The organism is Haemophilus parainfluenzae, from assembly GCF_036288925.1.
Taxonomy (GTDB): domain Bacteria; phylum Pseudomonadota; class Gammaproteobacteria; order Enterobacterales; family Pasteurellaceae; genus Haemophilus_D.
Genome location: NZ_CP127167.1, coordinates 1962918 through 1988106, shown reverse-complemented (window position 1 = coordinate 1988106; position 25189 = coordinate 1962918). Strand labels below are relative to the sequence as shown.

The 25189-nt window shown below is 38.4% G+C and carries 22 protein-coding genes; 7 read left to right on the top strand and 15 right to left on the bottom strand.

The window, feature by feature from the left end; genetic code table 11:
• Nucleotides 1–33 precede the first annotated feature (33 nt).
• The 7 genes from QQS40_RS10015 to QQS40_RS09985 all read right to left on the bottom strand — a co-directional run bounded on the left by QQS40_RS10015 (nucleotide 34) and on the right by QQS40_RS09985 (nucleotide 6565).
• Nucleotides 34–981, bottom strand: coding sequence for a ribose-phosphate pyrophosphokinase (locus tag QQS40_RS10015; protein WP_128787159.1), 948 nt, complete (start codon nucleotides 979–981; stop codon nucleotides 34–36).
• Nucleotides 982–1012: 31 nt separating this feature from the next.
• A complete protein-coding gene (gene ispE, locus QQS40_RS10010) occupies nucleotides 1013–1906 on the bottom strand; it encodes a 4-(cytidine 5'-diphospho)-2-C-methyl-D-erythritol kinase (protein ID WP_049356514.1) in 894 nt (297 codons plus the stop codon).
• Nucleotides 1906–2529: a lipoprotein insertase outer membrane protein LolB gene (gene lolB, locus QQS40_RS10005; protein ID WP_005698818.1), complete on the bottom strand. Its 624-nt coding sequence runs from the start codon at nucleotides 2527–2529 to the stop codon at nucleotides 1906–1908. The genes ispE and lolB overlap by 1 nt, the downstream gene beginning before the upstream one ends.
• 64 nt (nucleotides 2530–2593) lie before the next feature.
• Nucleotides 2594–3838: a multifunctional CCA addition/repair protein gene (locus tag QQS40_RS10000; RefSeq protein ID WP_049356516.1), complete on the bottom strand. Its 1245-nt coding sequence runs from the start codon at nucleotides 3836–3838 to the stop codon at nucleotides 2594–2596.
• Between the two features lie 61 nt (nucleotides 3839–3899).
• A complete protein-coding gene (locus QQS40_RS09995; protein WP_049356518.1) occupies nucleotides 3900–4508 on the bottom strand; it encodes a TIGR04211 family SH3 domain-containing protein in 609 nt (202 codons plus the stop codon).
• A 78-nt stretch (nucleotides 4509–4586) separates the two neighbouring features.
• Nucleotides 4587–5849 (bottom strand): inorganic phosphate transporter, encoded by a 1263-nt coding sequence (locus tag QQS40_RS09990; RefSeq protein WP_128787160.1) that lies wholly within the window; start codon nucleotides 5847–5849, stop codon nucleotides 4587–4589.
• Between the two features lie 35 nt (nucleotides 5850–5884).
• Entirely contained in the window at nucleotides 5885–6565 is a 681-nt protein-coding gene (locus QQS40_RS09985) for a TIGR00153 family protein (protein ID WP_329505108.1), read from the bottom strand.
• Nucleotides 6566–6703: 138 nt separating this feature from the next.
• On the opposite strand from QQS40_RS09985, the gene QQS40_RS09980 reads away from it, so the two are divergent.
• From QQS40_RS09980 to QQS40_RS09955, 6 genes are all read left to right on the top strand, one after another.
• Nucleotides 6704–7726 carry a CYTH domain-containing protein gene (locus QQS40_RS09980; protein WP_128787162.1) on the top strand — a complete coding sequence of 341 codons (1023 nt, stop codon included), beginning with the start codon at nucleotides 6704–6706 and terminating at the stop codon, nucleotides 7724–7726.
• Nucleotides 7727–7752: 26 nt separating this feature from the next.
• Complete coding sequence (gene radA, locus QQS40_RS09975; protein ID WP_049380993.1) at nucleotides 7753–9132, top strand: DNA repair protein RadA; 1380 nt, start codon at nucleotides 7753–7755, stop codon at nucleotides 9130–9132.
• Between the two features lie 82 nt (nucleotides 9133–9214).
• Entirely contained in the window at nucleotides 9215–9694 is a 480-nt protein-coding gene (lrp, locus tag QQS40_RS09970) for a leucine-responsive transcriptional regulator Lrp (RefSeq protein WP_005695827.1), read from the top strand.
• Between the two features lie 2 nt (nucleotides 9695–9696).
• Nucleotides 9697–12486, top strand: coding sequence for a DNA translocase FtsK (locus tag QQS40_RS09965; RefSeq protein ID WP_289901865.1), 2790 nt, complete (start codon nucleotides 9697–9699; stop codon nucleotides 12484–12486).
• A 36-nt stretch (nucleotides 12487–12522) separates the two neighbouring features.
• Nucleotides 12523–13149 (top strand): outer membrane lipoprotein periplasmic chaperone LolA, encoded by a 627-nt coding sequence (gene lolA / locus QQS40_RS09960; RefSeq protein WP_289901864.1) that lies wholly within the window; start codon nucleotides 12523–12525, stop codon nucleotides 13147–13149.
• A 53-nt stretch (nucleotides 13150–13202) separates the two neighbouring features.
• A complete protein-coding gene (locus QQS40_RS09955; protein ID WP_289901863.1) occupies nucleotides 13203–14543 on the top strand; it encodes a replication-associated recombination protein A in 1341 nt (446 codons plus the stop codon).
• A 77-nt stretch (nucleotides 14544–14620) separates the two neighbouring features.
• On the opposite strand, the gene QQS40_RS09950 is transcribed toward QQS40_RS09955, so the two are convergent.
• The 4 genes from QQS40_RS09950 to potA form a co-directional block, all read right to left on the bottom strand.
• The gene (locus QQS40_RS09950; RefSeq protein ID WP_005698550.1) at nucleotides 14621–15703 is read right to left on the bottom strand and encodes an extracellular solute-binding protein; all 1083 of its coding nucleotides are present in this window, start codon (nucleotides 15701–15703) and stop codon (nucleotides 14621–14623) included.
• Nucleotides 15704–15837: 134 nt separating this feature from the next.
• On the bottom strand, nucleotides 15838–16608 hold the full coding sequence (gene potC / locus QQS40_RS09945; protein ID WP_049356535.1) for a spermidine/putrescine ABC transporter permease PotC: 771 nt from the start codon (nucleotides 16606–16608) through the stop codon (nucleotides 15838–15840).
• Complete coding sequence (gene potB, locus QQS40_RS09940; RefSeq protein WP_289901862.1) at nucleotides 16608–17468, bottom strand: spermidine/putrescine ABC transporter permease PotB; 861 nt, start codon at nucleotides 17466–17468, stop codon at nucleotides 16608–16610. The genes potC and potB overlap by 1 nt, the downstream gene beginning before the upstream one ends.
• Nucleotides 17452–18567 (bottom strand): spermidine/putrescine ABC transporter ATP-binding protein PotA, encoded by a 1116-nt coding sequence (gene potA / locus QQS40_RS09935; protein ID WP_329505101.1) that lies wholly within the window; start codon nucleotides 18565–18567, stop codon nucleotides 17452–17454. Before potA ends, potB begins: the two co-directional genes overlap by 17 nt.
• 277 nt (nucleotides 18568–18844) lie before the next feature.
• Here potA and pepT point away from each other — a divergent pair, with 277 nt between their 5' ends.
• Complete coding sequence (gene pepT, locus QQS40_RS09930; RefSeq protein ID WP_297567653.1) at nucleotides 18845–20083, top strand: peptidase T; 1239 nt, start codon at nucleotides 18845–18847, stop codon at nucleotides 20081–20083.
• A gap of 155 nt (nucleotides 20084–20238) precedes the next feature.
• Here the strand turns inward: pepT and QQS40_RS09925 are convergent, their stop codons facing one another.
• From QQS40_RS09925 to prc, 4 genes are all read right to left on the bottom strand, one after another.
• Complete coding sequence (locus QQS40_RS09925; protein WP_289901859.1) at nucleotides 20239–20868, bottom strand: MBL fold metallo-hydrolase; 630 nt, start codon at nucleotides 20866–20868, stop codon at nucleotides 20239–20241.
• Between the two features lie 62 nt (nucleotides 20869–20930).
• The gene (gene mepK / locus QQS40_RS09920; protein ID WP_329505098.1) at nucleotides 20931–21491 is read right to left on the bottom strand and encodes a peptidoglycan L,D-endopeptidase MepK; all 561 of its coding nucleotides are present in this window, start codon (nucleotides 21489–21491) and stop codon (nucleotides 20931–20933) included.
• 75 nt (nucleotides 21492–21566) lie between these two features.
• A complete protein-coding gene (locus QQS40_RS09915) occupies nucleotides 21567–23036 on the bottom strand; it encodes a L,D-transpeptidase family protein (RefSeq protein ID WP_329506791.1) in 1470 nt (489 codons plus the stop codon).
• Nucleotides 23037–23114: 78 nt separating this feature from the next.
• On the bottom strand, nucleotides 23115–25184 hold the full coding sequence (gene prc, locus QQS40_RS09910; protein WP_329505096.1) for a carboxy terminal-processing peptidase: 2070 nt from the start codon (nucleotides 25182–25184) through the stop codon (nucleotides 23115–23117).
• Nucleotides 25185–25189: the final 5 nt, after the last annotated feature.

Genomic DNA, 25189 nt, shown 5'->3' with positions numbered 1-25189 from the left:
CCGCACTTTTAAAATGAATACTAAGCGAAAGAATTATTCAAACATTGCTGAAATAGATTCTTCATTGCTGATACGACGAATTGCTTCAGCAAGCATGGTAGAAAGAGTCAGTACGCGAACTTTACCAAGCGCTTGCATTTCAGGTGAAAGTGGAACAGTATCTGTCACGACAATTTCATCAATCGCATCGCTCGCTAAATGTTGTGCGGCTGCACCAGAGAATACGGCGTGAGTTGCGTAAGCAAATACACGTTTTGCACCACGTTCTTTTAATGCTTCAGCGGCTTTACATAATGTACCACCTGTATCAATCATATCATCGACAAGGATACAATCACGATCTGCGACATCCCCGATAATGTGCATCACTTGCGATACGTTTGCACGTGGACGACGTTTGTCGATAATTGCCATTTCGGTATCATTTAATAATTTCGCTACCGCACGTGCACGTACCACACCGCCGATATCTGGCGAAACAACGATAGGATTGACAAGATCGGTTTTCTTCAAGATATCATCAAGTAAAACAGGTGAACCGAATACGTTATCAACTGGTACATCAAAGAAGCCTTGGATTTGCTCTGCGTGTAAGTCACAAGTTAATACTCGGTCAATTCCTACTGTTGAAAGTAAATCTGCTACCACTTTTGCAGTGATTGGAACACGAGCAGAACGCACACGACGATCTTGACGAGCATAACCGAAATAAGGAACAACGGCAGTAATACGACCAGCTGATGCACGACGTAAAGCATCAACCATTACAATCAATTCCATCAGGTTGTCATTCGTTGGTGCACAGGTGGATTGAATAATAAATACGTCTGCACCACGCACATTTTCATTAATTTGCACTTGGATTTCACCGTCGCTAAAGCGTCCAACGGTGGCATCGCCTAATGAAATGTAAAGACGTTCAGAAATCTTTTTTGCTAGCTCAGGCGTAGCATTTCCAGCAAAGAGTTTAATGTCTGGCATTTTATATAACCTCAGGTTGAGTGTAGATAAATTAGTTGGTCGAGAGTTGTTTCAACATGGTATGTAATGGTGAAACGTTTAATCCTTTAGCAACAAAACCGAAAAATTCCTTCGGTTTTTGTTGGAAAACAGCTTGTGCTGATTTTTCATCATCAAATTCAGCAAAAACACAAGCCCCAGTTCCTGTTAATCTGGCTGGTGCATATTGTAGCAACCATAGTAGTGCTTTTTCAACTTCAGGATATTGAGTTCGCACGACTTTTTCGCAATCGTTTGCAAACGGTTGATTCAACAGTTCGGCAAGGGATCTTTTTTCTGTATTGCGTGGCAAATCGGGATCGCTAAAGACCACTGCAGTAGAAATCGAGGTTTCAGGTTTCAGTACTACATAATATTTTTCTTGCGGTTCACAGTATTGAATTTTTTCACCCACACCTTCAGCAAAAGCGGCTTGGCCATGAACAAAGATAGGCACATCAGCCCCAAGTTTTAGCCCAAGTTCGGCAAGTTCATCAATGGATAAATGGGTTTGCCATAAATAGTTTAAAGCAAGCAGTGTCGTTGCGGCATTGGATGAGCCGCCACCAATCCCCCCGCCCATTGGCAGAATTTTATCTAAATGAATTGTTGCACCGAGTGTACAGCTGGTTTTTTCTTGTAGGAGCGTGGCTGCACGATAGATTAAGTTTTGCTCTAGAGGTAAGCCAGGGATTTCAGGAGTGATCCGAATTTGTTTATCTTGGCAAATATCAATAGTGAGCCAATCGCCGAAATCAAGAAATTGGAAAAGGGTTTGTAATTCGTGGTAGCCGTTTGGCAGTTTACCGTTTATATAGAGAAATAAATTGAGTTTTGCGGGGCTTGGAAAGCGGTTAGGCTTTCCAAGCGAAGTTGAAAGTGCGGTCGAAAAGTGATGTGTTTTCATTAGAACGCCCATTCATCCACACGAATTTTTAGGGTTTGTGATGTACTTTTATTCTTTAACAGAATATTTTCAGGCATCGAATTATCGGCATGATAACTTAAGTAATCGGCTGTCCACATTGAGCCATCAAGTGGGTAGCTAAATTCGGATAAAAGATGATTCGTTCCAACTTGGTAATCTGCGTTATCTGCTGGCTGACCTTTTAACCAATAAGATAAGTGCTCTAATGGCACATCCATTCCGATGATTTCGCGTAACAATAATTTGGCATTTTTATCAGATTGTTGATTGCCTTTATTATCTGAAATCGTCATGCCATTAGGATGCATTTCCATAGTTAGCGTCGTTTTGCTAATCAGAGAATAAAGTTTTAACTTATAGGCTTTAGGGTTTTGATATTGCCATTCAAAGCGACTAGAAAAACGCTCTTGTGGACTGATGTAACCAATTTGTCCTTTTGTGCTATAAGATTGAATTTGTTTGATTTTTTTGAGGTGCTGTTGCCACGTAATATCGTTCTTATCGATATGTTGAACATCTGTTGGGCGTTCTGCATCAAGGGTACAAGCGGATAAGATCACACTTGCAAATACAGGTGCAAGAAGAGATTTTAATAATTTCATAACAAAATATTTACTAAAAAATTGCGCATATTGTAAGGGGTAGTTTACTTTTAGTAAAGCTGGATTAAGCATTTAAGTGAGTTTTCTCGGCTTTCACTGCGGCAATTCTTCGACGTGTTAATTCATCTCGAATACCTTGCTTTTCAAAACCATCGGAAATCACTTGTTGCACATCAACAGCTAGAGCAGCTTGATAAAGTGTTTTGAGGTAATCAATTTGCGGATATTCTTTATTTTCAAAGCCCGTTCGTCCGCGAGTATCAGATAAACATACCAATAAAAATTCCTCAAATCGCTGAGGTTTGCGCCAAACATCAAAAGTGTTAAAGAGTTTCACTACCGTTTCTGGACGAAGTTCTAATGCTTTGTGTGCATGCGTGTGATATTCACAAGTTAATTCAGCTAATTCTTGAAGATAGCCAGAGACTCTAAGACGTTTACATAATGAACGAGTCGGTTTAATCCCCGCTTTTTCATGTCCATGATGACTAGGCCAATTTTCTTTGGGTGTAAGGACTTTACCAAGATCGTGACAAATTGCTGCAAAACGGACCGCACTTTTATTCAAATTGGTATTTTCTGTCAGTTTAACGGCTTGCTGTAATACGAGCATGGTATGAACAAAGCTATCAATTTCAGGATGATATTTAGCTGGGTTTGGTACGCCATCTAAGGCGGCAATCTCAGGGAAGAGCACTTTGAGTGCGCCGACTTGATGCAGTGTTTCAAAATAAATTTCAGGATGCGGTTCGTTTAATGCTTTTTCCGTTTCCATCCAAACACGCTCAGCCGTTAAGTGTGCAAGTTCACCTTGTTCAGTAAGTTCAGCCATTAATTTAAGGGTTTCTTCGGCAATAGAGAAACCTAAATGATGGAATCGAGCCGCAAAGCGAGCGACACGTAATACACGAAGTGGATCTTCAGCAAAAGCAGGCGAAATATGACGTAAAATACGTTGATGAATATCCTCTACGCCATGATAAGGATCGTACAGCTTGCCTTCCTTATCTTTTGCAATGGCATTAATGGTGAGATCTCGACGAATTAAATCTTGTTCAAGTGTAATATCATTTGAAAAATCACAAATAAACCCCGTATAACCTTTGCCTGATTTTCGTTCTGTACGGGCAAGTGCGTATTCTTCATGGCTTTCAGGATTGAGAAAAACAGGAAAGTCTTTGCCAACTTGTTGATAACCTTGAGCCAGCAACATTTCTGGTGTAGCTCCCACGACAACCCAGTCACGATCTTTCACAGGCAAACTTAAAAGTTGATCACGTACTGCACCGCCGACAAGATAAATGTCCATTTTACTCTCCCATTAAAATATAAAGAAAAGGTAGGCGAATGCCTACCTCTGCGATGAATCATTACCAGCTATTACGACGTTTACGTCTTGGTAAAAGGTAAGGTAATATTAAACCGATTAATAAACCTACGCCTAATACCGAGCCACCATAAATAAACCATTGGATCGCAATTTCACGTTTATTGGCATCAAGCATTGCTTCTAAATCACGATTTTTATTTTTTATCATGTCTAATTCACGTTTAAGTTGTGCATTTAGTTCAAGTAACTCCCCACTTTGTTGCTCAGATTGCTTATTGCGACGTTGAATTTCACTTGTGCGCTGCTGCCAATCAGAATCAACACGATTTAATTTTAAAGTCAGTTCTTGAATTTGAGCTTTTAATTTTGGATTTTCTTCACGGCTACTTGGGGTAGAACTCAGTTCCGAGGTTAAAATCCATGCCTCGCGATTTTTATTATCACGAATCAGGGTATATTTTCCCTGTTGTTCCAATGCGGTCACAGCTTCACCAGATTGAATGGCGCCTGCGATCTTAAATTGATCGCCAGCACCACGACGTAAATATGTATTCAGATTTTCTGTCACATATTTTGTCTCTGCTTGTACTGTTCCAATAGTTGAAATCAATACAACGCAAGAAAATAAAACTTTATTGATTTTTGACATAATACTTCCCAAAATTGTAAATAAGCTAAGTGCGATTAAAAAATGTAATGAAAAATCACCGCACTTTTAATAATTATATTAGTGAAAAATTGCTCGAAGAACGTAGAAAATCATAATTGCAAAGAATGCACCAGCAGGTAATGTGACAACCCATGAACTAATGATGTTACGGATAACTGTTAAGTTAAGCGCCGCAATACCACGAGCGAAACCGATACCTAAGATTGCCCCTACTAGGGTTTGTGTCGTGGAGATTGGTAAACCCGTACCAGATGCCACTACAACGGTCATCGCTGTTGCAAATTGTGCGGCAAAACCACGGCTCGGAGTTAAATCGGTAATACCTGAGCCTACTGTCGCCATCACTTTTTGTCCCATCGCAATAAGACCTACTGCGATACCTAATGCACCTAAGGGTAAAATCCACCAAGTTAATTTCCCACCGCTGAGGATTTGCCCACCATTTTCTACGATTGATACCACCGAAGAAAGCGGACCAATTGCATTGGCTACATCATTAGAACCATGTGCGAATGCCATAGCACAAGCGGTTAAAAGCATTAAGATACTAAAAATCTTTTCTACTGAACCGAATGTGCCTTTTGTCGCTTTTTCAGTGAATCTTTTACTACGGAAGTAGAAGTGGCAGAAAATCATACCAATGATGCTGATTAGAAATGAAATACCGAGCGTTTCATTTGTTGATAGGTTTAATCCAACGTGTTTTAAACCTTTTGCCATGGTCACAATACAAAGTACGAATACGGTAATCGCCATGTAGTAAGGCCCGTATTTTTGTGCGTTTTTCAGCGGTTCTTCTGTATCGAAAATGAGTTTCTGGATACTTGCAAAGATGGTATAAGCTAAAAGTCCTGCGATCACGGGGGTGATAAACCAGCTTCCAACGATCCCACCGATAGTAGACCAGTCAACAGAACTTGGACCAATCGTAATACAAGCAAAACCAATTAAAGCCCCAATGATGGTGTGAGTACCTGAAACAGGCCAACCCATTTTAGTAGCAATAAATAACCAAGCGCCTGATGCAAAGAGAGCAGAAAGCATTCCTAATGCCAATACGTCTGGCATTTCGACAAATTGAGTGGGGTCGATCACACCACTTTTGATGGTTTCTGTTACTTCACCACCGGCTAAATAAGCCCCGGCAGATTCAAAAATAAGGGCAATAATAATTGCTTGTTTGGCTGTAATGGTACCAGAACCAACCGAGGTACCCATTGAGTTTGATACGTCGTTGGCCCCAATACCAAATGCCATAAAAAAACCGAATGCCGCGGTAATTAAGACTAACCACGAACCGTATGCATTAATAATTTCCATAGTGATTTCCTATGTTGTAGTTAATGTCGTCAAAATTAGGAACGAGCAAGCATTAATTCAATACGAGAGCCAACACGTTGAGCTTGATCAGCTAATACACCTACCCATTCGATGATTTTATATAGGAACATCACATCAATAGGATTATAATGACTTTCAATCGTATAGAGCATATTACGTAGCTTAATTTGCATTTGATCTGTATCATCTTCAATGCTATCAAGCTCTTGAATCATATTGTTAACTAATGTTAACTCACGTCCTTTGAAACCAGTTTCAAGTAATTTATCCATTTCCTCAATCACCAAGTGTGCTTGATGAATAGAATCTAAGCTACGCTGAACATAATGTAAAAATTCCTCCTGCATTTTCTCAGGAATACCAAATTGTCGACCAACCATACGACCAGCAATATCTTTGGCATAATTAGCTAATTTATCTTGTTGTGTAACTAATTCGAGCAAATCAGTACGATCAATAGGTAAAAATAAACCACGAGGCAATTTCAAACGAATTTCGCGTTTTAAGCTATCAGCCTCACGTTCACATTGAGAAATATCCAAACGTGTTTGTTCTGCATCATTCCACTGTTTTAAAAACGTATATTTGAAAAATGGAACCAGTAATTCACAGCATTCTGTTACTTTTTTTGAGTGTTTTTGCAGAGGCTTCAAAGGAGAATGGGCAAATAATCCGAGAATATTATTCATTGCCATAGGGGAGGTACTCCATAACAAGGGTTAAAATTTCCGTTGCATATTACCTGATTTTATAAGGAAATACACGAAAAAGATCTTGATTTGTATAAAATTATCTGTATATTTAAACAGTTAAAATTGATAAGGAAAAATAAAATGAGTAATGAAGTTGAATTAAAACTTGCTGTCGCCCCTGACGCCTTCGACATCCTAAAAACACACCTCAATCAATTCAATATTTTAGAGCAAAATACGATCTTTCTAGGAAATACTTATTTCGATTATCCCGATCATTTTTTGGCAAAACAAAAAATGGGATTGCGTGTTCGTCGAGAAAATAATGATTTCACACTAACCTTAAAAACTGACGGAAAAGTGGTTGGCGGATTGCATAGTCGTCCAGAATACAATTTATCTATACCTGATAATTCCGTACCTACATCGGCACAATTAACCTCATTGTATCCATTTGAAAGCTTGCCTTCCGCTACATTACAACCAATTTTCTCAACAGATTTTAACCGCACTTTTTGGTTGATTGCATTTGGTGCATCAAAAATTGAAGTGGCTTTTGATCAGGGGAAGATTCTATCAGGGGAGAAAACACAGCCTATCTGCGAAATTGAATTTGAATTAAAAGAAGGGCTTGTTTCAGATCTTTTCTATTTTGTCTCACTTTTACCTTTTGAACAGGATGTGTATTTTAGTTCAGCAAGTAAAGCGAAACGAGGCTATCAACTAGGCAGTAAACCACTTCTGATTGATTGGTTAAATAAATGGCGGGATTTCTTAAAAGAAGAACGTGAGGGAAGTGCGGTTGATTCTCGCGAACAATTAAGTGCGGTCATGAAAATGGAGCAGCAATTGATTGAGGAAACGCTTTCATTCCCAACGGATGTGTTTGCTTTCGATTTTATGAAAACCGTTGAACGTGTCGGCGCATTTTTCAATCTTTATCATTATTATGATGATAACAAAGCCTTGTTTGAAAAACTGGAAGAAAATCGATCCGCTGAATTATTAGCAAGTAATCAATTTTTCCTTAATGAAATAAAAGGTTTGATTACCTTTCATAGCGAAACAAAAGATAATGTTCAAACTATTGAGAAGTTAAAAGCCTTATTAAAGCGCCGTGCGTATTTTGAAAGAATGCTTGGCTTAATGATGTTGATGGCGTAAAACGGGTTCTCGAAAGGATAATAAAAATGGCAAAAGCTCCTAAAACCGCTTACGTATGTAATGATTGTGGCGCAGAATTTTCGCGCTGGCAAGGGCAGTGTTCTGCCTGTAAAGCCTGGAATACCATTAGCGAAGTGCGGTTAATTTCAGCCTCAAATTCCACAAAAAATGATCGTTTTAGTGGTTATGCAGGAGAAACTCGCGCAAAAATCCAAACGCTTTCTGAAATTAGCTTGCAAGAGACACCGCGTTTCACCAGTGGATTTAAAGAATTAGATCGCGTGTTAGGTGGTGGGATCGTGCCGGGGAGTGCCATTTTAATTGGTGGGCATCCTGGTGCGGGGAAAAGTACCTTGCTACTTCAAGTGATGTGTGGATTAGCAAAAAATATGACCGCACTTTATGTAACAGGGGAAGAGTCGCTTCAACAAGTGGCAATGCGAGCTAATCGCTTGAATCTACCGACAGATAAATTAAATATGTTATCTGAAACCTCAGTTGAGCAAATTTGTAATTTGGCGGATCAATTAAAACCGCAAATTATTGTGGTGGATTCGATTCAGGTTATGCATCTTTCAGATATTCAATCCTCTCCAGGAAGTGTGGCACAAGTGCGTGAATGTGCCTCTTTTCTTACTCGTTATGCGAAAACCCGACAGGTCGCTATCATTATGGTTGGCCACGTCACCAAAGACGGTACCCTTGCGGGGCCAAAAGTATTGGAGCATGCCATTGACTGTTCATTATTGCTGGAAGGGGAGGCTGATTCCCGTTTCCGTACGTTACGTAGTCATAAAAACCGTTTTGGTGCAGTGAATGAGCTAGGGGTATTTGGTATGACCGAACAAGGCCTACGCGAAGTGAAAAATCCATCGGCAATTTTCTTAAGCCGTGGAGATGAACAAACACCAGGTAGCTCGGTCATGGTACTTTGGGAAGGAACGCGTCCGCTTTTGGTGGAAATTCAAGCGTTAGTGGATCATTCCATGCTTGCAAATCCGCGCCGTGTGGCGGTGGGGTTAGAGCAAAATCGTTTAGCTTTATTGCTTGCGGTATTACATCGTCATGGTGGACTACAAATGTCGGATCAAGATGTTTTTGTGAATGTCGTTGGTGGGGTAAAAGTCGGAGAAACTGGAGCAGATCTTGCGTTATTGCTTGCATTAATTTCGAGTTTTCGTAATCGTCCATTGCCACAAGATTTAGTTGTCTTTGGTGAAGTAGGGTTAGCCGGTGAAATTCGTCCGGTAACCAGCGGTCAAGAACGCATTAGTGAAGCGGCAAAACATGGTTTTAAACGCGCGATCGTCCCTTTTGCCAATAAGCCGAAAAGTGCGGTTGAGAATATGGAAGTTTTTACGGTGAAAAAACTCGCTGATGCACTTGCCATTTTGGATAATTTCTAAAAAAACGTTGTCCTATTGCTGTCTGATTACTGAAAGTTTTTGATAAATTAGATAGAATATACGCCGTACATAAGGAAAGGTTATGGAAAAGAAATTAAATAAAGCGTTAGATAGCATTGATATCAAAATCTTAAATGAATTACAACGCAACGGTAAAATCTCTAATATCGATTTATCAAAGAAAGTGGGGTTATCCCCAACACCTTGTCTAGAAAGGGTAAAACGCTTAGAAAAACAAGGTGTGATTATGGGCTATCGGGCACTATTAAATCCTGAATTATTGGATGCCCCTTTATTGGTGATCGTTGAAATTACGCTCGTGCGTGGTAAACCGGATGTTTTCGAAGAGTTTAATGCGGCGATTCAAGCGCTTGATGAAATTCTCGAATGTCATTTGGTATCAGGTGATTTCGATTATTTACTCAAAACACGTGTAGCAGATATGGCGGCATATCGAAAATTATTGGGTACCACATTATTGCGCTTACCTGGTGTGAATGACACCCGAACTTATGTTGTCATGGAAGAAGTGAAACAAACTAATTATCTCGTACTAAAATAAAAATGATTAAACGAATTACAAAACGATTTACACCGAAACAATATTTAGCAGAATTATTACTCGGATTGACCGCACTTTTAGGTTTATATTTAATCGTAGCATGGTCAAGCTATACGCCATTAGATAACTCTTGGTCTACAGCAAGTTTTCAGACTGAAACTATTAATAAGACAGGTGCTTTGGGTGCTTGGATGATTGATACGTTTTTTGTTTTTCTCGGCTATGTAGGTCATCTCATTCCGTTTGTCATTTTTATCGTACCGATTTATTTACTGAAAATCAAAGCGGTGCATTCTCTCTCTGTAACCCGTATTACATTACGTTTCTTTGGCTTTATTGCTCTCATCGTTGGCTTAACCATGATGGCAACATTGCTGCTTTCAAATACGAACTACTATCTAGCTGGTGGCGTATTTGGTGGCAGTTTAGTGGTGAATTTATATCCTACACTCGGTAAGTTTGGTTGTATTTTAGTGGGCTTTATCTGTGCAGTTGTAGGCTTTATTTTCTGTTCCGGTGCATCATTAATTCGTTTAATTGTGAAATTCTATCATTGGCTAACCATGAAAAATCAGCCGGCAGAAGAGGAGCATGCAGAACATACTTCTGTGGATGATCTTGAACAAATTGTGATTGAGGCACCTCAACAACTGGCTTTCTCTGATTCTCAATTGGAAACTGAATCTACAGAAGATGAAAAAGAGGAGGGTTCTGAAAATACCTTTGTTAAGCCTGAGCAACTCATTAATATCAGTGGGCTATACTCACCGAGTACTTCAGAGCCTGCAGATATTGAAAAATTAGAAGATAAGTTTAAAGGTTTCACGGTTGGATCTGACCATTTACCTCATGTATCTATTTCTACCGCTTCTTCCGTTGAATTACCAACAAAAGAAGATTTTTCAGCTACATGGAAAAACTCACAAGTGAATCATCAAAGTGCGGATGATTCAGATGATATTTTTGAAGAAAATGTCATACCAAAAGTGTCACTTAAAACACCTGAAAATACGACCGCACTTTATCCAACTTATGATGAACCTTTAGAATCAGATAATGATGGTTTAGAAGATGAATTAGCGCGTCAGTTTGCTGCGCAAGAGCAAGCTCGTATGCAAGAAATGGAAGTGCGAGCAAAAGCCTCAAATGCTGAAGATGCATTAAAAGTGATCTTGAATGAGCCGACAGCTTCACCAGTTAAAGCGCGTGAAATTTATACTGAGAATACCGATGAAATAACCTATAAGCCATATTCTGATACGCTTATACATCCAGCATTTCAACAACCAACGAATAAACGAGAGAAACCGACAACACCTTTACCAAGTTTAGATTTACTTGAGCATCGTCCTACACAGGCTCAAGATATTACGCGTAAAGAAATTTTAGACACATCCGCACGCATAGAACAACAATTAAAGAATTTTAATGTCAAAGCTACGGTACAAGATGTGTTAGTTGGCCCTGTGGTAACTCGTTATGAGCTTGAATTACAACCGGGTGTAAAAGCATCTAAAGTAACAAGTATAGATACCGATTTAGCTCGTGCATTGATGTTCCGTGCGATCCGTGTGGCAGAAGTGATTCCAGGCAAACCTTATATTGGTATTGAAACGCCAAATGCGCACCGTCAAATGGTACCATTGCGTGATGTACTTGATAGTAATGAGTTCCGCTCGTCAACATCATTACTTTCAATGGCTTTGGGGAAAGATATTGGAGGAAATTCTGTCATTGTAGATTTGGCTAAAATGCCTCATTTGCTGGTTGCGGGATCAACAGGTTCAGGGAAATCTGTTGGAGTGAATACTATGATTTTAAGTTTACTTTTCCGTGTCAGACCCGATGAAGTGAAATTTATTATGATAGATCCAAAAGTGGTCGAGCTTTCTATTTATAACGATATTCCTCACTTACTGACTCCAGTTGTGACTGATATGAAAAAAGCAGCGAATGCACTACGTTGGTGTGTAGATGAAATGGAACGTCGCTATCAATTACTATCAGCTTTACGTGTGCGTAATATTGAAGGTTATAATGAAAAAATTGAAGAATATGAAAAACTGAATATGCCTATTCCAAATCCAATTTGGAAGCCAGGTGATACAATGGATAAAATGCCGCCACCATTAGAAAAATTAAGTTATATAGTCCTAATTGTTGATGAGTTTGCTGACTTAATGATGGTAGCGGGTAAACAAATTGAAGAATTAATTGCTCGCTTAGCACAAAAAGCCCGAGCCATTGGTATTCACCTTATTTTAGCAACGCAACGTCCTTCAGTTGATGTTATAACTGGTTTAATTAAAGCCAATATTCCGAGTCGTATTGCTTTTACGGTAGCAAGCAAAATTGACTCTAGAACGATTCTGGATCAAGGCGGTGCTGAAGCCTTATTGGGGCGTGGTGACATGTTATATTCAGGTCAAGGTTCGTCGGATCTTATTCGAGTACATGGCGCCTTTATGAGCGATGATGAGGTTGCAAGAGTAGCTGATGATTGGCGAGCAAGAGGTAAACCGAATTATATTGATGGAATTTTAGACGGCGCGGATGATGAAGACTCAGGTGAGAAATCAACGGCAAGCAGTGGCGATCTTGATGTGTTATTTGATGACGTTGTGGAGTTTGTATTAAGTACTGGCAATACGTCAACCTCTTATGTTCAACGTAAATTTAGTGTGGGGTTTAACCGAGCAGCTCGAATTATGGATCAGCTTGAAGAACAAGGCATTTTAGGTCCTATGACAAATGGAAAACGAGAAATTTTAGCTCGACGTTCCGAATATTAATTCTCTTAAGTTTCACTTTACAAAAAGGAAAGTAGAATGAAAAAAACATTATTAAAAATGACCGCACTTACTGCACTTTTAAGCGCAAGTAACTTTGCCTTTGCTGATGCCGCAGATGAGCTACAAAATCGCTTAAATCAAGTAACGGTATTAAGTGCTGATTTCTCACAAACTGTGACGTCTGCTGGCGGTAAAAACGTTCAACAAGGAAGTGGAAAACTTCAAATTAAACGTCCAAATCTTTTCCGTATGGATACCAAATCACCGCAAGAAACACAAATTATTGCAGATGGTAAAACCCTTTGGTATTATGATCCATTCGTGCAACAAGTTACTGCTCAATGGGTGAAGGATGCGGTAAATAATACCCCTTTCGTCCTTTTAACCAGTAACGATAAAAACCACTGGAATCAGTATTCAGTGACGCAGAATGCAGATACATTTGTGCTAAAACCAAAGGCAAAAAATAGCAACATTAAACAGTTTGATATTCGTGTAGATACAAATGGTGTGTTAAAAAATTTCAGCACCACAGAAAAAGATGGTCAAACCAATCTTTATGTGTTGCGTAACATTACGAATCAAACACTAGCTGATAGCTTATTCCAATTTAGCGTACCAAAAGGCGTGGAATTGGATGACCAACGTAAAGGTAAAAAATAATCCATAAGGTGTGAATGATAATCTTCACACCTTTTGCTTATTAAGGAAAGAATATGTCTAATCTTAATTTTGATTTTGCTGAAAATGACTTTCGCCCTTTAGCAGCCCGTATGCGTCCAACAAATTTGGAACAATATTATGGACAGACGCATTTAATTGGGGAAGGAAAGCCGCTTCGTAAAGCAATTCAAGCAGGGCATGTTCATTCTATGATTTTGTGGGGACCGCCGGGTACAGGTAAAACAACACTGGCGGAAATTATTGCTCATCGTATCAATGCAGAAGTTGAACGGATTTCAGCGGTAACAAGTGGCGTGAAAGAAATTCGAGAATCAATTGAGCGCGCGAAACAAAATCGACTTGCAGATCGACAAACGATTTTATTTGTGGATGAAGTGCATCGCTTTAACAAAAGCCAACAAGATGCATTTTTACCCCATATCGAAGATGGTACGATTATTTTTATTGGTGCGACAACGGAAAATCCTTCCTTTGAATTAAATAATGCATTGCTTTCTCGTGCCAGAGTGTATCTCCTTAAGTCATTGACAGTGGCTGAAATCGAACAAGTTCTACAACAAGCGATTTCTGATCCTGAGCGAGGATTAGGTAAAGAGCGGTTAGTTTTAGAAGAGAATTTGCTACAGGTTTTAGCTGAATATGTGAATGGTGATGCTCGCCTGGCTTTAAATTGTCTTGAACTGATGGTTGATATGGCTTCTGAAACTGAAAACGGTAAAAAATTAGACCGCACTTTGTTGCAAGAAGTATTAGGAGAACGACAAGCGCGTTTTGATAAACAAGGCGATCGTTTTTATGATTTGATTTCTGCTTTACATAAATCTATTCGAGGCTCAGCAGCAGATGCAGCACTTTATTGGTATGCACGAATTATCACTGCAGGCGGCGATCCTCTTTATGTTGCACGACGTTTATTAGCGATTGCTTCAGAAGATGTGGGTAATGCGGACCCTCGCGCAATGCAAGTGGCGCTAGCGGCTTGGGATTGTTTTACGAGAGTGGGCGCTTATGAAGGAGAGCGAGCTATTGCTCAAGCCATTATTTATTTGGCTGTAGCGCCGAAGAGTAATGCGGTTTACAACGCATTTAATGCAGCCAAACAACATGCAAAAGATTTTCCTGATTTTGATGTGCCGCCTCATTTACGTAATGCGTCAACGGCTTTAATGAAAGAATTAGGTTATGGCGCTGAATATCGTTATGCTCATGATGAACCTAATGCTTATGCTGCTGGAGAAAATTACTTCCCAACGGAACTGAAAGATACGCAGTATTATTTCCCAATTAACCGAGGCATGGAAATTCAGATTAAAGAAAAACTTGAGCGTTTACAAGAGCAAGATAAAAACTCGTTAAAAAAACGCTATAAATAGTTTCTTTAAAAACAGTAAATATAAAAAGAACGGTCAAATTGATCTGACCGTTCTTTTTGTTATCACTTAAAAACGCATTATTTTGCTGCTTTTAACTCTTGGTAATACTGTTCATAGTATTGAATTGCATCACCTACATCATCTTGCCAGTAGCTTTTTTGAAGGATTTCTGCTGGTGGATAAATAGATGGATCTTCTGTAATTTCTTTTGGAAGTACTTTTTTCGCTTCAAGGTTAGCTGTTGGGTAACCAATTGCTAAAGTCAATTTTTCCGCTGCTTTTGCACCTAATAAGTAGTTAATTAACTTGTGTGCACCATCTGGGTTTTTAGAGGTTTTAGGAATCGCTAAAGTATCAACCCAAAGAACAGGACCTTCTTTTGGGAACACCATATTTAATGGCGCTTGTTCTTTTTTTGCGATACGTACAGAACCATTCCATAACTGACCTAATTCCACTTCACCAGAGATAAAAGAGTTTGCAGGGTTATCAGAATTGAAAGAAAGTACGTTTGGACGTAGTTTTAACAACTCTTCATAAGCTTGCTTGATAATTGCAGGATCTTTGGTGTTTGGATCTTGACCAATTTTTAATAACGCAATATTGAACACTTCACGCGCATCATCTAATAATTGGATTTTGTTTGCATATTCAGGTTTCCAGAAATCGCCCCAAGAAGTGAAGTCAGAACCTTTATAGGTATTGGTATTAAATGCAATACCTGGCGCACCTAACAACTGAGGAAGTGAGTATTTATTGCCTTTATCATAAGGCTTGTTGAGCCAATCAGGGTCTAATTCTTTGATAACAGGTAATTTACTGTGATCTAATTCTTGTAGCATGCCTTCTCGTGCCATTTTAGATACGAAGTAGTTAGATGGTGCAATCACATCATAACCGCCCGCATCACCTTGGGTTTTCATTTTGGCATACATCGTTTCATTAGATTCAAGACTTGCTACAATAACTTTGATACCAGTTTCTTTTGTGAAGTCATCCAAAAGACCATCTGGTACATATTCAGTCCAAGTATATAAATACACAGTATCATTTGCTGGAGCCTGTGCTTTTGTTGCATCAGACTTGGCTTCTTTGTCGTTACAAGCAGTTAATGTAGCGGCAACTAAACCAGCAGTAAGCAAACCTGCAAATTTTTTCATTTTTCTCTGTTCTCCGTAAAAGAGGGGTAAAAAACCACCTGCATTAATGCAGGTATAAAAAAACGCCTTGATTGTGCGTCAAGGCGTATTCTATTTGATCTTAAAAGATTTGTGAAACCTTTTTATATCAATGTTTAATGATTATTTTTACGTGCAATTAATTGGCTTAAAATGACTAACCCTAATGAAAGCACGATCATAATCGTTGCTAATGCGTTTACTTCCGGTGTTACACCTGTTTTTACAAGTGAGAAGATACGCAACGGTAGGATTTCATAGCTTACACCACTTACGAAAGAGGATACAACAACATCATCTAGTGAAATAGTAAAGCTTAACAACCAACCAGATACGACAGCCGGTAAGGCAAGTGGTAGAATAATTTTACGTAAAATCGTGACTTCACTCGCACCTAAATCTTTTGCTGCTTCAAGCATTCTTGCATCAAAGCCATTTAAGCGAGAGAAAATCGTCACGGTAACATAAGGTAAACAGAACGTTACGTGCGCCAATAATAATGACCAGAAACCTAACGAAATTCCTACAACCATGAATAAGGCAAGTAGAGAAACCGCCATTACGATATCTGGTGACATCATGACGATAAATAACATACCGCTTACGGCTTGTTTTCCGCGGAAACGATAGCGATAAAGTGCAATCGCGGTCAAACCGCCCACAATAGTTGCTAACGTAGCGGCAAAGAAAGCAATCGTGACAGAGTGGAATGCAGCTTGGATTAAGGTATCATTATTAAATAAACGCTCATACCAGTTCCAACTAAAACCTTTCCAACTTAAACCATAACGGTCTTCGTTGAAGGAGTTAGTCACCAAAATAATAATTGGGATATACAAATAAGCGTATACCACAAACATAAAAATATTACGCAGTAAACGACTCATTATTCTAACTCCACTTTCTTATTCAACAATTTATTTGCACGATAGTAAACGAAAATCAGCAATGCCATTAAGATAGTTAAACCGATGCTGATCGCCGAACCGAATGGCCAGTTACGGGAAATTAAGAATTCACTCTTAATCACGTTACCAACTAATAATACTTTCGCCCCACCAAGCAAGTCTGCTACATAGAACATCCCCATTGCTGGTAGTAATACTAATAAACAACCTGCAACAATACCCGGCATGGTTAATGGCAGAATAACACGGAAGAAACGTTGAACTGCATTCGCCCCTAAATCTCTTGCCGCTTCTAATAAGCGTCCATCTAATTTTTCAATAGCAGAGTAGAGCGGTAGAATCATAAATGGTAAAAGAAGATACACTAAACCAATGATTACAGCTACTTCGGTATTTAAAATACGAATAGGCTCATTCAAAATCCCCATATCCATTAACATGGTATTTAACACCCCTTTCACACCAAGGAATACTTTCATCCCATAGATACGAATGAGTGAGTTTGTCCAGAATGGCAATACCACAAGGAATAACAAAAATGGACGATATTTAGGGTTAATTTTGCTGACCATAAAGGCAAATGGATAGCCAATGAGTAAGCAAATAATTGTCGCAATGCCAGACATATACAATGAATTCCACACAACCTGTGCATAAAGCGGATTAAACAGGTTCGTGTAGTTATCTAAAGTAAATGGCAAAGCATAAAAGTCGCTACCATCTCGGGTTAAAAAACTTACGGTTAAAACCAATAAGTTTGGAATTAGCACAAAGAAGATTAACCAACTAAAGATAATTGCAACAGTAATTTTCTGAAATTTATTATTGATTATCTTCATCGTTGAGTACAACCTCCCAACCTTCGTGCCATGTAATACCTACACGTTGACCAACGCTGTGATCCATATGTGGGTCATCTTCGTTAAAGAATTCGCTTACTAATACGCGTTTGCCGTTATGATCAAATTCTACGGTAGACTCAAGAGTCATCCCTTTATAGGTACGATCTACAATACGACCAATAATGGCATTTGAGTGCTCATTTTCGTCAAGCTCCTCAATCACAATATCTTCTGGGCGTAACAACACTTGTAGCTTTTGATCTTTTTCAGCAGAGATACTGGTGTGAATATCACATACACGACCTTCTACGTTAGCAAGTAATTCATCGTCAGATTTACGTTCAATCACAGTAGCATCAAATACGTTGATTTCACCAATGAAGCGAGCGACGAATAGGTTAGCTGGATCTTCATAGATTTCACGAGGTGAACCATCTTGTGCAATTTTACCTTTACGTAATAAAACGATACGATCAGACATGGTGATTGCTTCTTCTTGATCATGAGTAACGAAAATAAAGGTAATGCCAAGTTGACGCTGTAATTGTTTAAGTTCATTTTGCATTTGTTTACGTAACTTATAATCCAGCGCAGATAAAGATTCATCAAGTAGCAACACTTTTGGTTTATTCACAACAGCACGAGCAATCGCGATACGTTGTTGCTGACCACCAGAAAGTTGGGTTGGCTTACGATCTGCCATTTCTTCTAATTGCACCATACGCAATGCATCCAGAACGCGAGATTTAATTTCGCTTTCTGCCACTTTTTGCATACGCAAACCAAAAGCTACGTTATCAAAAATGGTCATATGCGGGAATAATGCATAACTTTGGAATACGGTGTTAATGTGGCGTTTTTCTGCCGGAACATTAGTAATATTTTCACCGTCCAAAATAATATGACCTTCATCTAATTCTTCTAAACCTGCTAATAAACGTAGCACTGTAGTTTTACCACAGCCTGACGGGCCAAGAATTGTGACGAATTCACCGTTATTAATGGTTAGATTAAAATCATTAATAATTGTGTTAGAACCATAGGATTTTTTGATTGAACGAAGATCAATAATAGGCTTTTGAACCAGATTTTCCACTAGCTTTGGTTTTCTCCCTAATTTCACCAATTTAATCGGTACTGAGTAGAAATGAACCTGCAAAAATGATGCAGGGGCGACATAAAATTGAACAGCTATGATATAGCGAATTGTTAATGATGAAAAGGATTTAATCACGTTTTTAGGAAAAATTTTATTGAAATACTGACCGCACTTTTTTCAGAAAATTTTATAACTCTTCACTTTCTTGTTATATATCAAGAACAGCAAGGATTTTTGGGATTAGACTAGCAGTAAAACAAAGGAGAATATCAAAATGGAAGAACAAGATTATAATAAATTACTGGAGCGATTTTTAACTTATGTTGCGTTTGATACGCAATCTAAATCGTCTGCAAAGCATTCACCAAGTTCAGTAGGGCAAATGAAGTTGGCTTTACATTTGCAGCAAGAATTAATTAAACTTGGTTTACAAGATGTCAATGTGACTAAGCATGCCGTTGTCACAGCTTATTTACCTTCAAATCATCCCGAGTTAACACGAACTATTGGATTTATTTCCCACCTTGATACCTCACCACAATGCAGCGGTAAAAATGTTCAACCCGAAGTGATTGAAAATTATCGGGGGGGAGATATTGCATTAGGTTTAGGAATTGAATTTATTAGTCCCGTGTATTATCCATTTTTACATCAGCTTATTGGTAAAACCTTGATTGTGACAGATGGAACGACTCTACTTGGTGCAGATAATAAAGCTGGAATCGCAGAAATTATGACTGTACTTTCTATCTTGCAACGAGAAAATATAGCACATTGTAATATTAGGGTTGCATTTACACCAGACGAAGAAATTGGCTTAGGGATGCATTATTTTCCATTGGACGATTTTCCTTGTGATTGGGCATATACCATTGATGGTGGAGAAGTGGGTGAATTAGAGTATGAGAACTTTAATGCTGCGACTGCAAAAATTACCTTTAAAGGTCGGAGCATTCATCCGGGTTATGCTAAAAACAAATTAGTGAATGCGCTTACGTTAGCTTGTGAATTTCAACAAGGTTTTCCAAAAGATGATGTCCCTGAAAAAACATCGGGTAAAGAGGGTTTTTTCCATTTAGATGATTTTAAAGGGGATATTGAGAAAGTTGAGCTACATTATCTCATTCGAGATTTTGACCAAGCTCATTTTGAGCAACGCAAGGCGTTTATTTATCAATTAGTGGAAAAATTTAATAGAGAGAAAAGCCTGAAAGAGCCCGTGGAATGTGTCATTGAAGACAGTTACAAAAATATGTATGACACAGTTAAAAATGTTCCACTGGCGATTAAACTTGCGGATGCAGCAATGAAAGCTTGCGGTATTACACCAAATCACAAACTAATACGCGGTGGAACGGATGGGGCATTTTTAGCGGAAAAAGGATTAGCTTGTCCAAATATTTTTACTGGTGGCTATAATTTCCATAGTAAGCATGAATTAATTACTCTAGAAGGAATGGGAAAATCGGTTGAAGTAATACTACAAATTATAAAGGTTTGTAAATTAATGTAAAGAAAAAACTTGCATTTGTTATAGCGTAACAATATAATAGTTAATGTTTTATCGAGATTCCTTTGATAAAGCTAAACTTTAGAGATTTTATTCATAAATTCCTTTTTGGTGCTCCTAAGAAATTAGGAGCTTTTTTTTAGCCAAAATTCAGATCTTTACTTCAAAAACGGATTATTTTGTTTCTCTTGTCCAATAGTTGTGTAAGGACCATGCCCTGCAACAATAACCATGTCGTCGTTTAATGTAAATAATTTATTTTTAATTGATGAGATCAATGTATCGAAATTCCCACGAGGAAAGTCTGTACGCCCAATGCTATTTTGAAAAAGGACATCGCCAGTAAAAGCGATATTTTTTTCATGCTCAATAAAGCCAATGTGACCTGGTGTATGGCCTGGAAGGCGAAAAATTTCAAAGGTTAATGTGCCAATTTGAATTTCTTCGCCTTCTTGATTAAACCAGCGATCAGGTGTAAATGCGGAAACATAAGGTAAACCAAATTGTTGAGATTGCTGTGGTAGACTTTCAAATAGAAAACGATCTTCTTCTTGCGAACCCCAAATTTCAATGTTGAAATGATCACGAATCGCTTCTGCTGCACCTACATGATCAAGATGTCCATGTGTTAATAGGACAGCTTTAAGGTTTAATTCGAGTTCTTCAATGCGTTGAATAAGCTTTTCCGCATTACCACCAGGATCGATAATTGCTGCATTTTTTTCATCATCCCAAATAAGTGAGCAATTTTGCTGAAAGGCTGTAACTGGAATAATTTCAATATTCATCTTTTTTCCTTATTGTTGATAACAAAAAAACCACACAGAAGTGCGGTTTTAATCACATTTTTCTATGCACCACGCCATGCTCTTATTGGTCCAGTATCAACATGAATAAAATTACTATAGGGATAATATCCTACGCCACCACTGTTGAGATTTTCAGCGGCCTGACGTAATTTAGCTAAAGGGATACCGGGCATTCTAAAATCAATCGCTTGTCCTTTAATATGATAGCTATTACTTGCTACACCACGACTTTGGCGATGGCGTACAGCATTCGTTTTAGCACTACGATAACCACAAATTACATCAATTTGTGCCGTACGTAAACCTAAGTTATTTTGTAAATGATAAAATTTCATGAAGAGATTAGGATCCATATGATGGACTTGGTCAGTACGGCGATCTCTCATAAAATAATCAAGTTTAGCAAGTAGTGAACGACTAAACCCTGTGGTTGCAGAGAATTCACCACTTAATCGTTCATTGGTGTTGACATTATAAAAGCTGAGAATGCGAGGTTTGGGTGTAGAGACCATGGCTAATACCGAAGTTGGCATCATGCTTGTGCCTAAAACAATGCCGCCTAACGAAAGCCATTTACGACGATTTTTGTTAATATTACTCATTTTATAGTCTCTTTTATTACCTATCTTTCACCCTAGACAATTTTTGTATTAAAAAGTTCTCTAGTGTAAACCATTTTAAAGATATTTTTTTACAACCGCCCAATCAATACCGCTAAAACTTGCTGCATCATCGTATTTATAAATGTCTGGTAAAACTTGTGTTTGACCGTTTTCCACCCATGCAGTGACATAATATAAGAATACGGGGTCATTTGTACGAATATTCGCAGAAGTCGTTTTCTTACTTGCTAAAACATTGCGTTTTTTATCATCTGACCAGCCCGCTTCTTGTAATAAAAGTGAGGCTAGTTGGTCGGATTTTTCTACGCGTACACAGCCAGAACTTAATGCGCGATCTTTTTTACTAAATAAACTATGATTTGGTGTATCGTGAAGATAAATTGCATCAGAACTTGGCATATTGAATTTATAGTTACCTAATGCACTGTCACCAGCAGCTTGACGGATGCGATATGGAAATTTATCACCAATACGACTCCAATTAATAGAGTGAGGATCAATGGCATTGCCTCGGCTATCCAAAATAGAATAGTTGTGAGCTGTTGCATAGCTAGGATCACGTTTTAGTTTCGGTAAAATATCCTCATTGATTAAGCGTGTAGGAGCATTCCAAGGCGGGTTAACCACTACATTGCTTAAGCGACTATACATAACAGGTGTACGGCGTTCATTTTTTCCTACGATAACACGTGATTCTAAGATTGCTTTCCCATCACGGTAATATTTTAATTTATAACTCGGAATATTGACAAAAATGCCATTTTCAAAATCAGGAATAACACGTAAACGCTGCGCATTGAGAGCAAGTTTTTTACCCATTGCAGAAATACCTGAAGATGAAATCATTGACGGGAGCGATTGTACAGTTTCACGGTATAAACGATTATGATTGGATAATCCATTCACAAAGTCAGAAACCGCATTGTTTTTAACCGCACTTTGCCATTGGTCAATAATTTCTTGATTTGGTAATTCTGGTTTGTAAGCATTCGTTGTATATAACCAACGTTGTGCTTGTTGATTTACATTCTTGCTGTAATACAAGTAATCAAGGAAAGCATCACTTAGTAATACATCATAGGTGAGCCCGCCCGTTTTTTCAGCGTTATGTAAATTAATTAATGATTGCGCAGAACGTTTAGAAATGCCTGATGCTACCATGGCGGCATATTCACGTAGGAATTGTTTTTCTGCAGCCTTGTCTTTCCACATTAAGTCATATTTATTATCGGCATATAATTTTGCCAAAATTGGTTTGAACTGCAGATTTTGTTCGCCAATTTCATGGGTTAATGACATCTCTAGCATAGTTTGCTTTTCAGCTGCTAGGCGAGCTTGGTCTTCTTTGATTTCCGCTTCAAGTTTTGCACGCTCTTCAGGGCTTAATTTAGACATATCAACGCCTTTATTTTCGGCTTGTTGAGGTTGCCCAACTGTTTTTGCCCAGTCTGCTAACGCACAACCTGACGTCATCATTGATAATGATAAGACTAATGTGCTTAATTTCATTGTTCCTTTTAACATTACTGTACCTTTAAAAATATTCATAAAAATAACCGCACTTCAGTTTTTTTATCTGCTAAAGTGCGGTCAAAATAATCGTTATTTTGTTGCTTTTGTCGCTTCTTGTTTTATTTCAGCATCCACTTTTTGTTGATTAGCATTGAGTTTTACTAAATCAGCTGCCATTTTTTCCGCTTCTTTTAAGAAGAAATCTGGCGCTTCATAGTCTTTCGGTAAATCATCAATATCTTTTAATGCTTTTTTACCTTCACGTTTAAAACGATCATTGAGATCTTTTAAACGTCTTGCATCATCTTTGTCATTTTCCGCTTTGCGTTCTTGGAAATTCAATGACAAGAATTTGCGCTCACGACGTTCATCACGGATTTTAAGATCTTCATTTAACGCAATAAACTCAGGATCTTTTGCAATGCGCTCAAGATGTTTTTCATTTAATGGTTCAACATCTTTACGCGCTTTGTTGGTTTCAGAATAAGTCGCTGCAGGAATTTTATCCCAAGGCAATGCATTATCTTCTTTTTCTTCACCAATTTCTTTTGCATCAATAATTTCAGGGAAATTGATATCCGCTGCTACACCTTTTAATTGGGTTGAACCACCATTAATTCGATAGAATTTTTGGATAGTATATTGCAATACACCAAGTGGTGTTTGGTCTAAATCATACACAAAGTTTAATGAACGACTTTGTTGTACTGTCCCTTTACCAAAGGTATTTTGCCCAATAATGATACCGCGATTGTAATCTTGCATTGCTGCAGCAAAAATTTCAGAAGCAGACGCACTGAAACGATTGATCATTACCAGCAATGGCCCTTTATATTGCTGGGCATTGTCGTCATCTTCGTGTACACGAATACGCTGATACGCATCACGAACTTGTACTACAGGACCATCAGTAATGAATAAACCACTCAATGCGACCGCTTCCGTTAACGCACCACCGCCATTTTCACGAAGATCCACAATTAAAGCACCAATTTTTTTCTTCTCAGCATCCACTAATAATTTTTTCACATCATCAGTTAGGCCAATATAGAAACTTGGGATTTTAATGACACCAACCGTTTCACCCTCAACTTTAGAAACAGTGAGTTTGGCTGCTTGATCTTCAATACGGACCTTATCGCGCACTAAAGTGACAATGCGGCTTTTTCCACCTTTTGCAGGTTCAATTTCAAGACGAACTTTTGTTCCTTTTTTACCTTTGATTTTGTCAACGATATCTTCTAAACGCCAACCGATAATATCTTCGATTTCACCTTTTTCTTGACCTACACCAATGATTTTATCGCCCGCTTGTAATTTTTTACTGCGTTCAGCAGGCGCACCTGGCACTAAAGACTTGATGCTGGTTTCGTCATCTTCAGATTGTAATGTTGCACCAATTCCTTCTAAAGAAAGGTTCATACTTTCATTAAAGCTTTTTGCGGTACGTGGCGCAAGATAGCTTGTATGCGGATCGATTTCTCGAGCAAAGGCATTAATATAAATCTGAACAATGTCATCAGCCTTGGTTTGAGTTAATCGACGGATGGCTAAATTGTAACGTTTAGTCAGTTTTTCTTTAATTTCAGGCCATTTTTTATCTTTTAACTTCAGACTGATTACATCATTTTTGACTCGTTGTTCCCAAAGCTTGTTTGCATCTTCTTCGCTTGCTGGAAAAGGTGCTTTTTCACGGTCGATCTCAATTTGATCATTACCTTTTAAATCAGGTTCTTTATCTAATAAGGATAGTGCATAAGCATAACGCTCATAGCGACGCTTCATCATCAGATCGTAAATCGCAAATGCAGCTGAAAGATCACCCTCATTAAGTTGATTATCTAATTTAGAACCATATTTAGCACGTAAATCATCAATATCTGATTTTAAAAAGGTGTTATGGCTGTAATCTAAGCTTTTAATGTAACGATCAAAAATCTTGTCGGAAAAGGCGTCATCAAGCTGGAATTTGCGATAATGTGATTGGGTTAAACGTGTTGTTGCACGCTTTGTTGCCAACTGATTTGCATCAGTTGCGGAAGGAATCGTAATATCATTTTGCTTTAATTTCGGCTGCACAGCAAATGTGTCAGACGAATGAAGAAATAACGCACCTAAAATTGCTGTCGCAATAAGACTTTTGGTTGTATGTAATTTCATTTAAC

Bases quoted from the DNA above. Each gene is read 5' to 3' on its own strand.
- lrp (WP_005695827.1), top strand. From the start codon at position 9,215: ATGGAAAAGAAATTAAATAAAGCGTTAGATAGCATTGATATCAAAATC.
- prc (WP_329505096.1), bottom strand. From the start codon at position 25,184: ATGAAATTACATACAACCAAAAGTCTTATTGCGACAGCAATTTTAGGT.
- QQS40_RS09995 (WP_049356518.1), bottom strand. From the start codon at position 4,508: ATGTCAAAAATCAATAAAGTTTTATTTTCTTGCGTTGTATTGATTTCA.
- QQS40_RS09950 (WP_005698550.1), bottom strand. From the start codon at position 15,703: ATGAAAAAATTTGCAGGTTTGCTTACTGCTGGTTTAGTTGCCGCTACA.
- mepK (WP_329505098.1), bottom strand. From the start codon at position 21,491: ATGAGTAATATTAACAAAAATCGTCGTAAATGGCTTTCGTTAGGCGGC.
- QQS40_RS09915 (WP_329506791.1), bottom strand. From the start codon at position 23,036: ATGTTAAAAGGAACAATGAAATTAAGCACATTAGTCTTATCATTATCA.
- lolA (WP_289901864.1), top strand. From the start codon at position 12,523: ATGAAAAAAACATTATTAAAAATGACCGCACTTACTGCACTTTTAAGC.
- QQS40_RS10015 (WP_128787159.1), bottom strand. From the start codon at position 981: ATGCCAGACATTAAACTCTTTGCTGGAAATGCTACGCCTGAGCTAGCA.
- potB (WP_289901862.1), bottom strand. From the start codon at position 17,468: ATGAAGATAATCAATAATAAATTTCAGAAAATTACTGTTGCAATTATC.
- QQS40_RS09965 (WP_289901865.1), top strand. From the start codon at position 9,697: ATGATTAAACGAATTACAAAACGATTTACACCGAAACAATATTTAGCA.
- radA (WP_049380993.1), top strand. From the start codon at position 7,753: ATGGCAAAAGCTCCTAAAACCGCTTACGTATGTAATGATTGTGGCGCA.
- QQS40_RS09925 (WP_289901859.1), bottom strand. From the start codon at position 20,868: ATGAATATTGAAATTATTCCAGTTACAGCCTTTCAGCAAAATTGCTCA.
- QQS40_RS09955 (WP_289901863.1), top strand. From the start codon at position 13,203: ATGTCTAATCTTAATTTTGATTTTGCTGAAAATGACTTTCGCCCTTTA.
- QQS40_RS09985 (WP_329505108.1), bottom strand. From the start codon at position 6,565: ATGGCAATGAATAATATTCTCGGATTATTTGCCCATTCTCCTTTGAAG.
- QQS40_RS09980 (WP_128787162.1), top strand. From the start codon at position 6,704: ATGAGTAATGAAGTTGAATTAAAACTTGCTGTCGCCCCTGACGCCTTC.
- lolB (WP_005698818.1), bottom strand. From the start codon at position 2,529: ATGAAATTATTAAAATCTCTTCTTGCACCTGTATTTGCAAGTGTGATC.
- QQS40_RS09990 (WP_128787160.1), bottom strand. From the start codon at position 5,849: ATGGAAATTATTAATGCATACGGTTCGTGGTTAGTCTTAATTACCGCG.
- potC (WP_049356535.1), bottom strand. From the start codon at position 16,608: ATGAGTCGTTTACTGCGTAATATTTTTATGTTTGTGGTATACGCTTAT.
- pepT (WP_297567653.1), top strand. From the start codon at position 18,845: ATGGAAGAACAAGATTATAATAAATTACTGGAGCGATTTTTAACTTAT.
- QQS40_RS10000 (WP_049356516.1), bottom strand. From the start codon at position 3,838: ATGGACATTTATCTTGTCGGCGGTGCAGTACGTGATCAACTTTTAAGT.
- ispE (WP_049356514.1), bottom strand. From the start codon at position 1,906: ATGAAAACACATCACTTTTCGACCGCACTTTCAACTTCGCTTGGAAAG.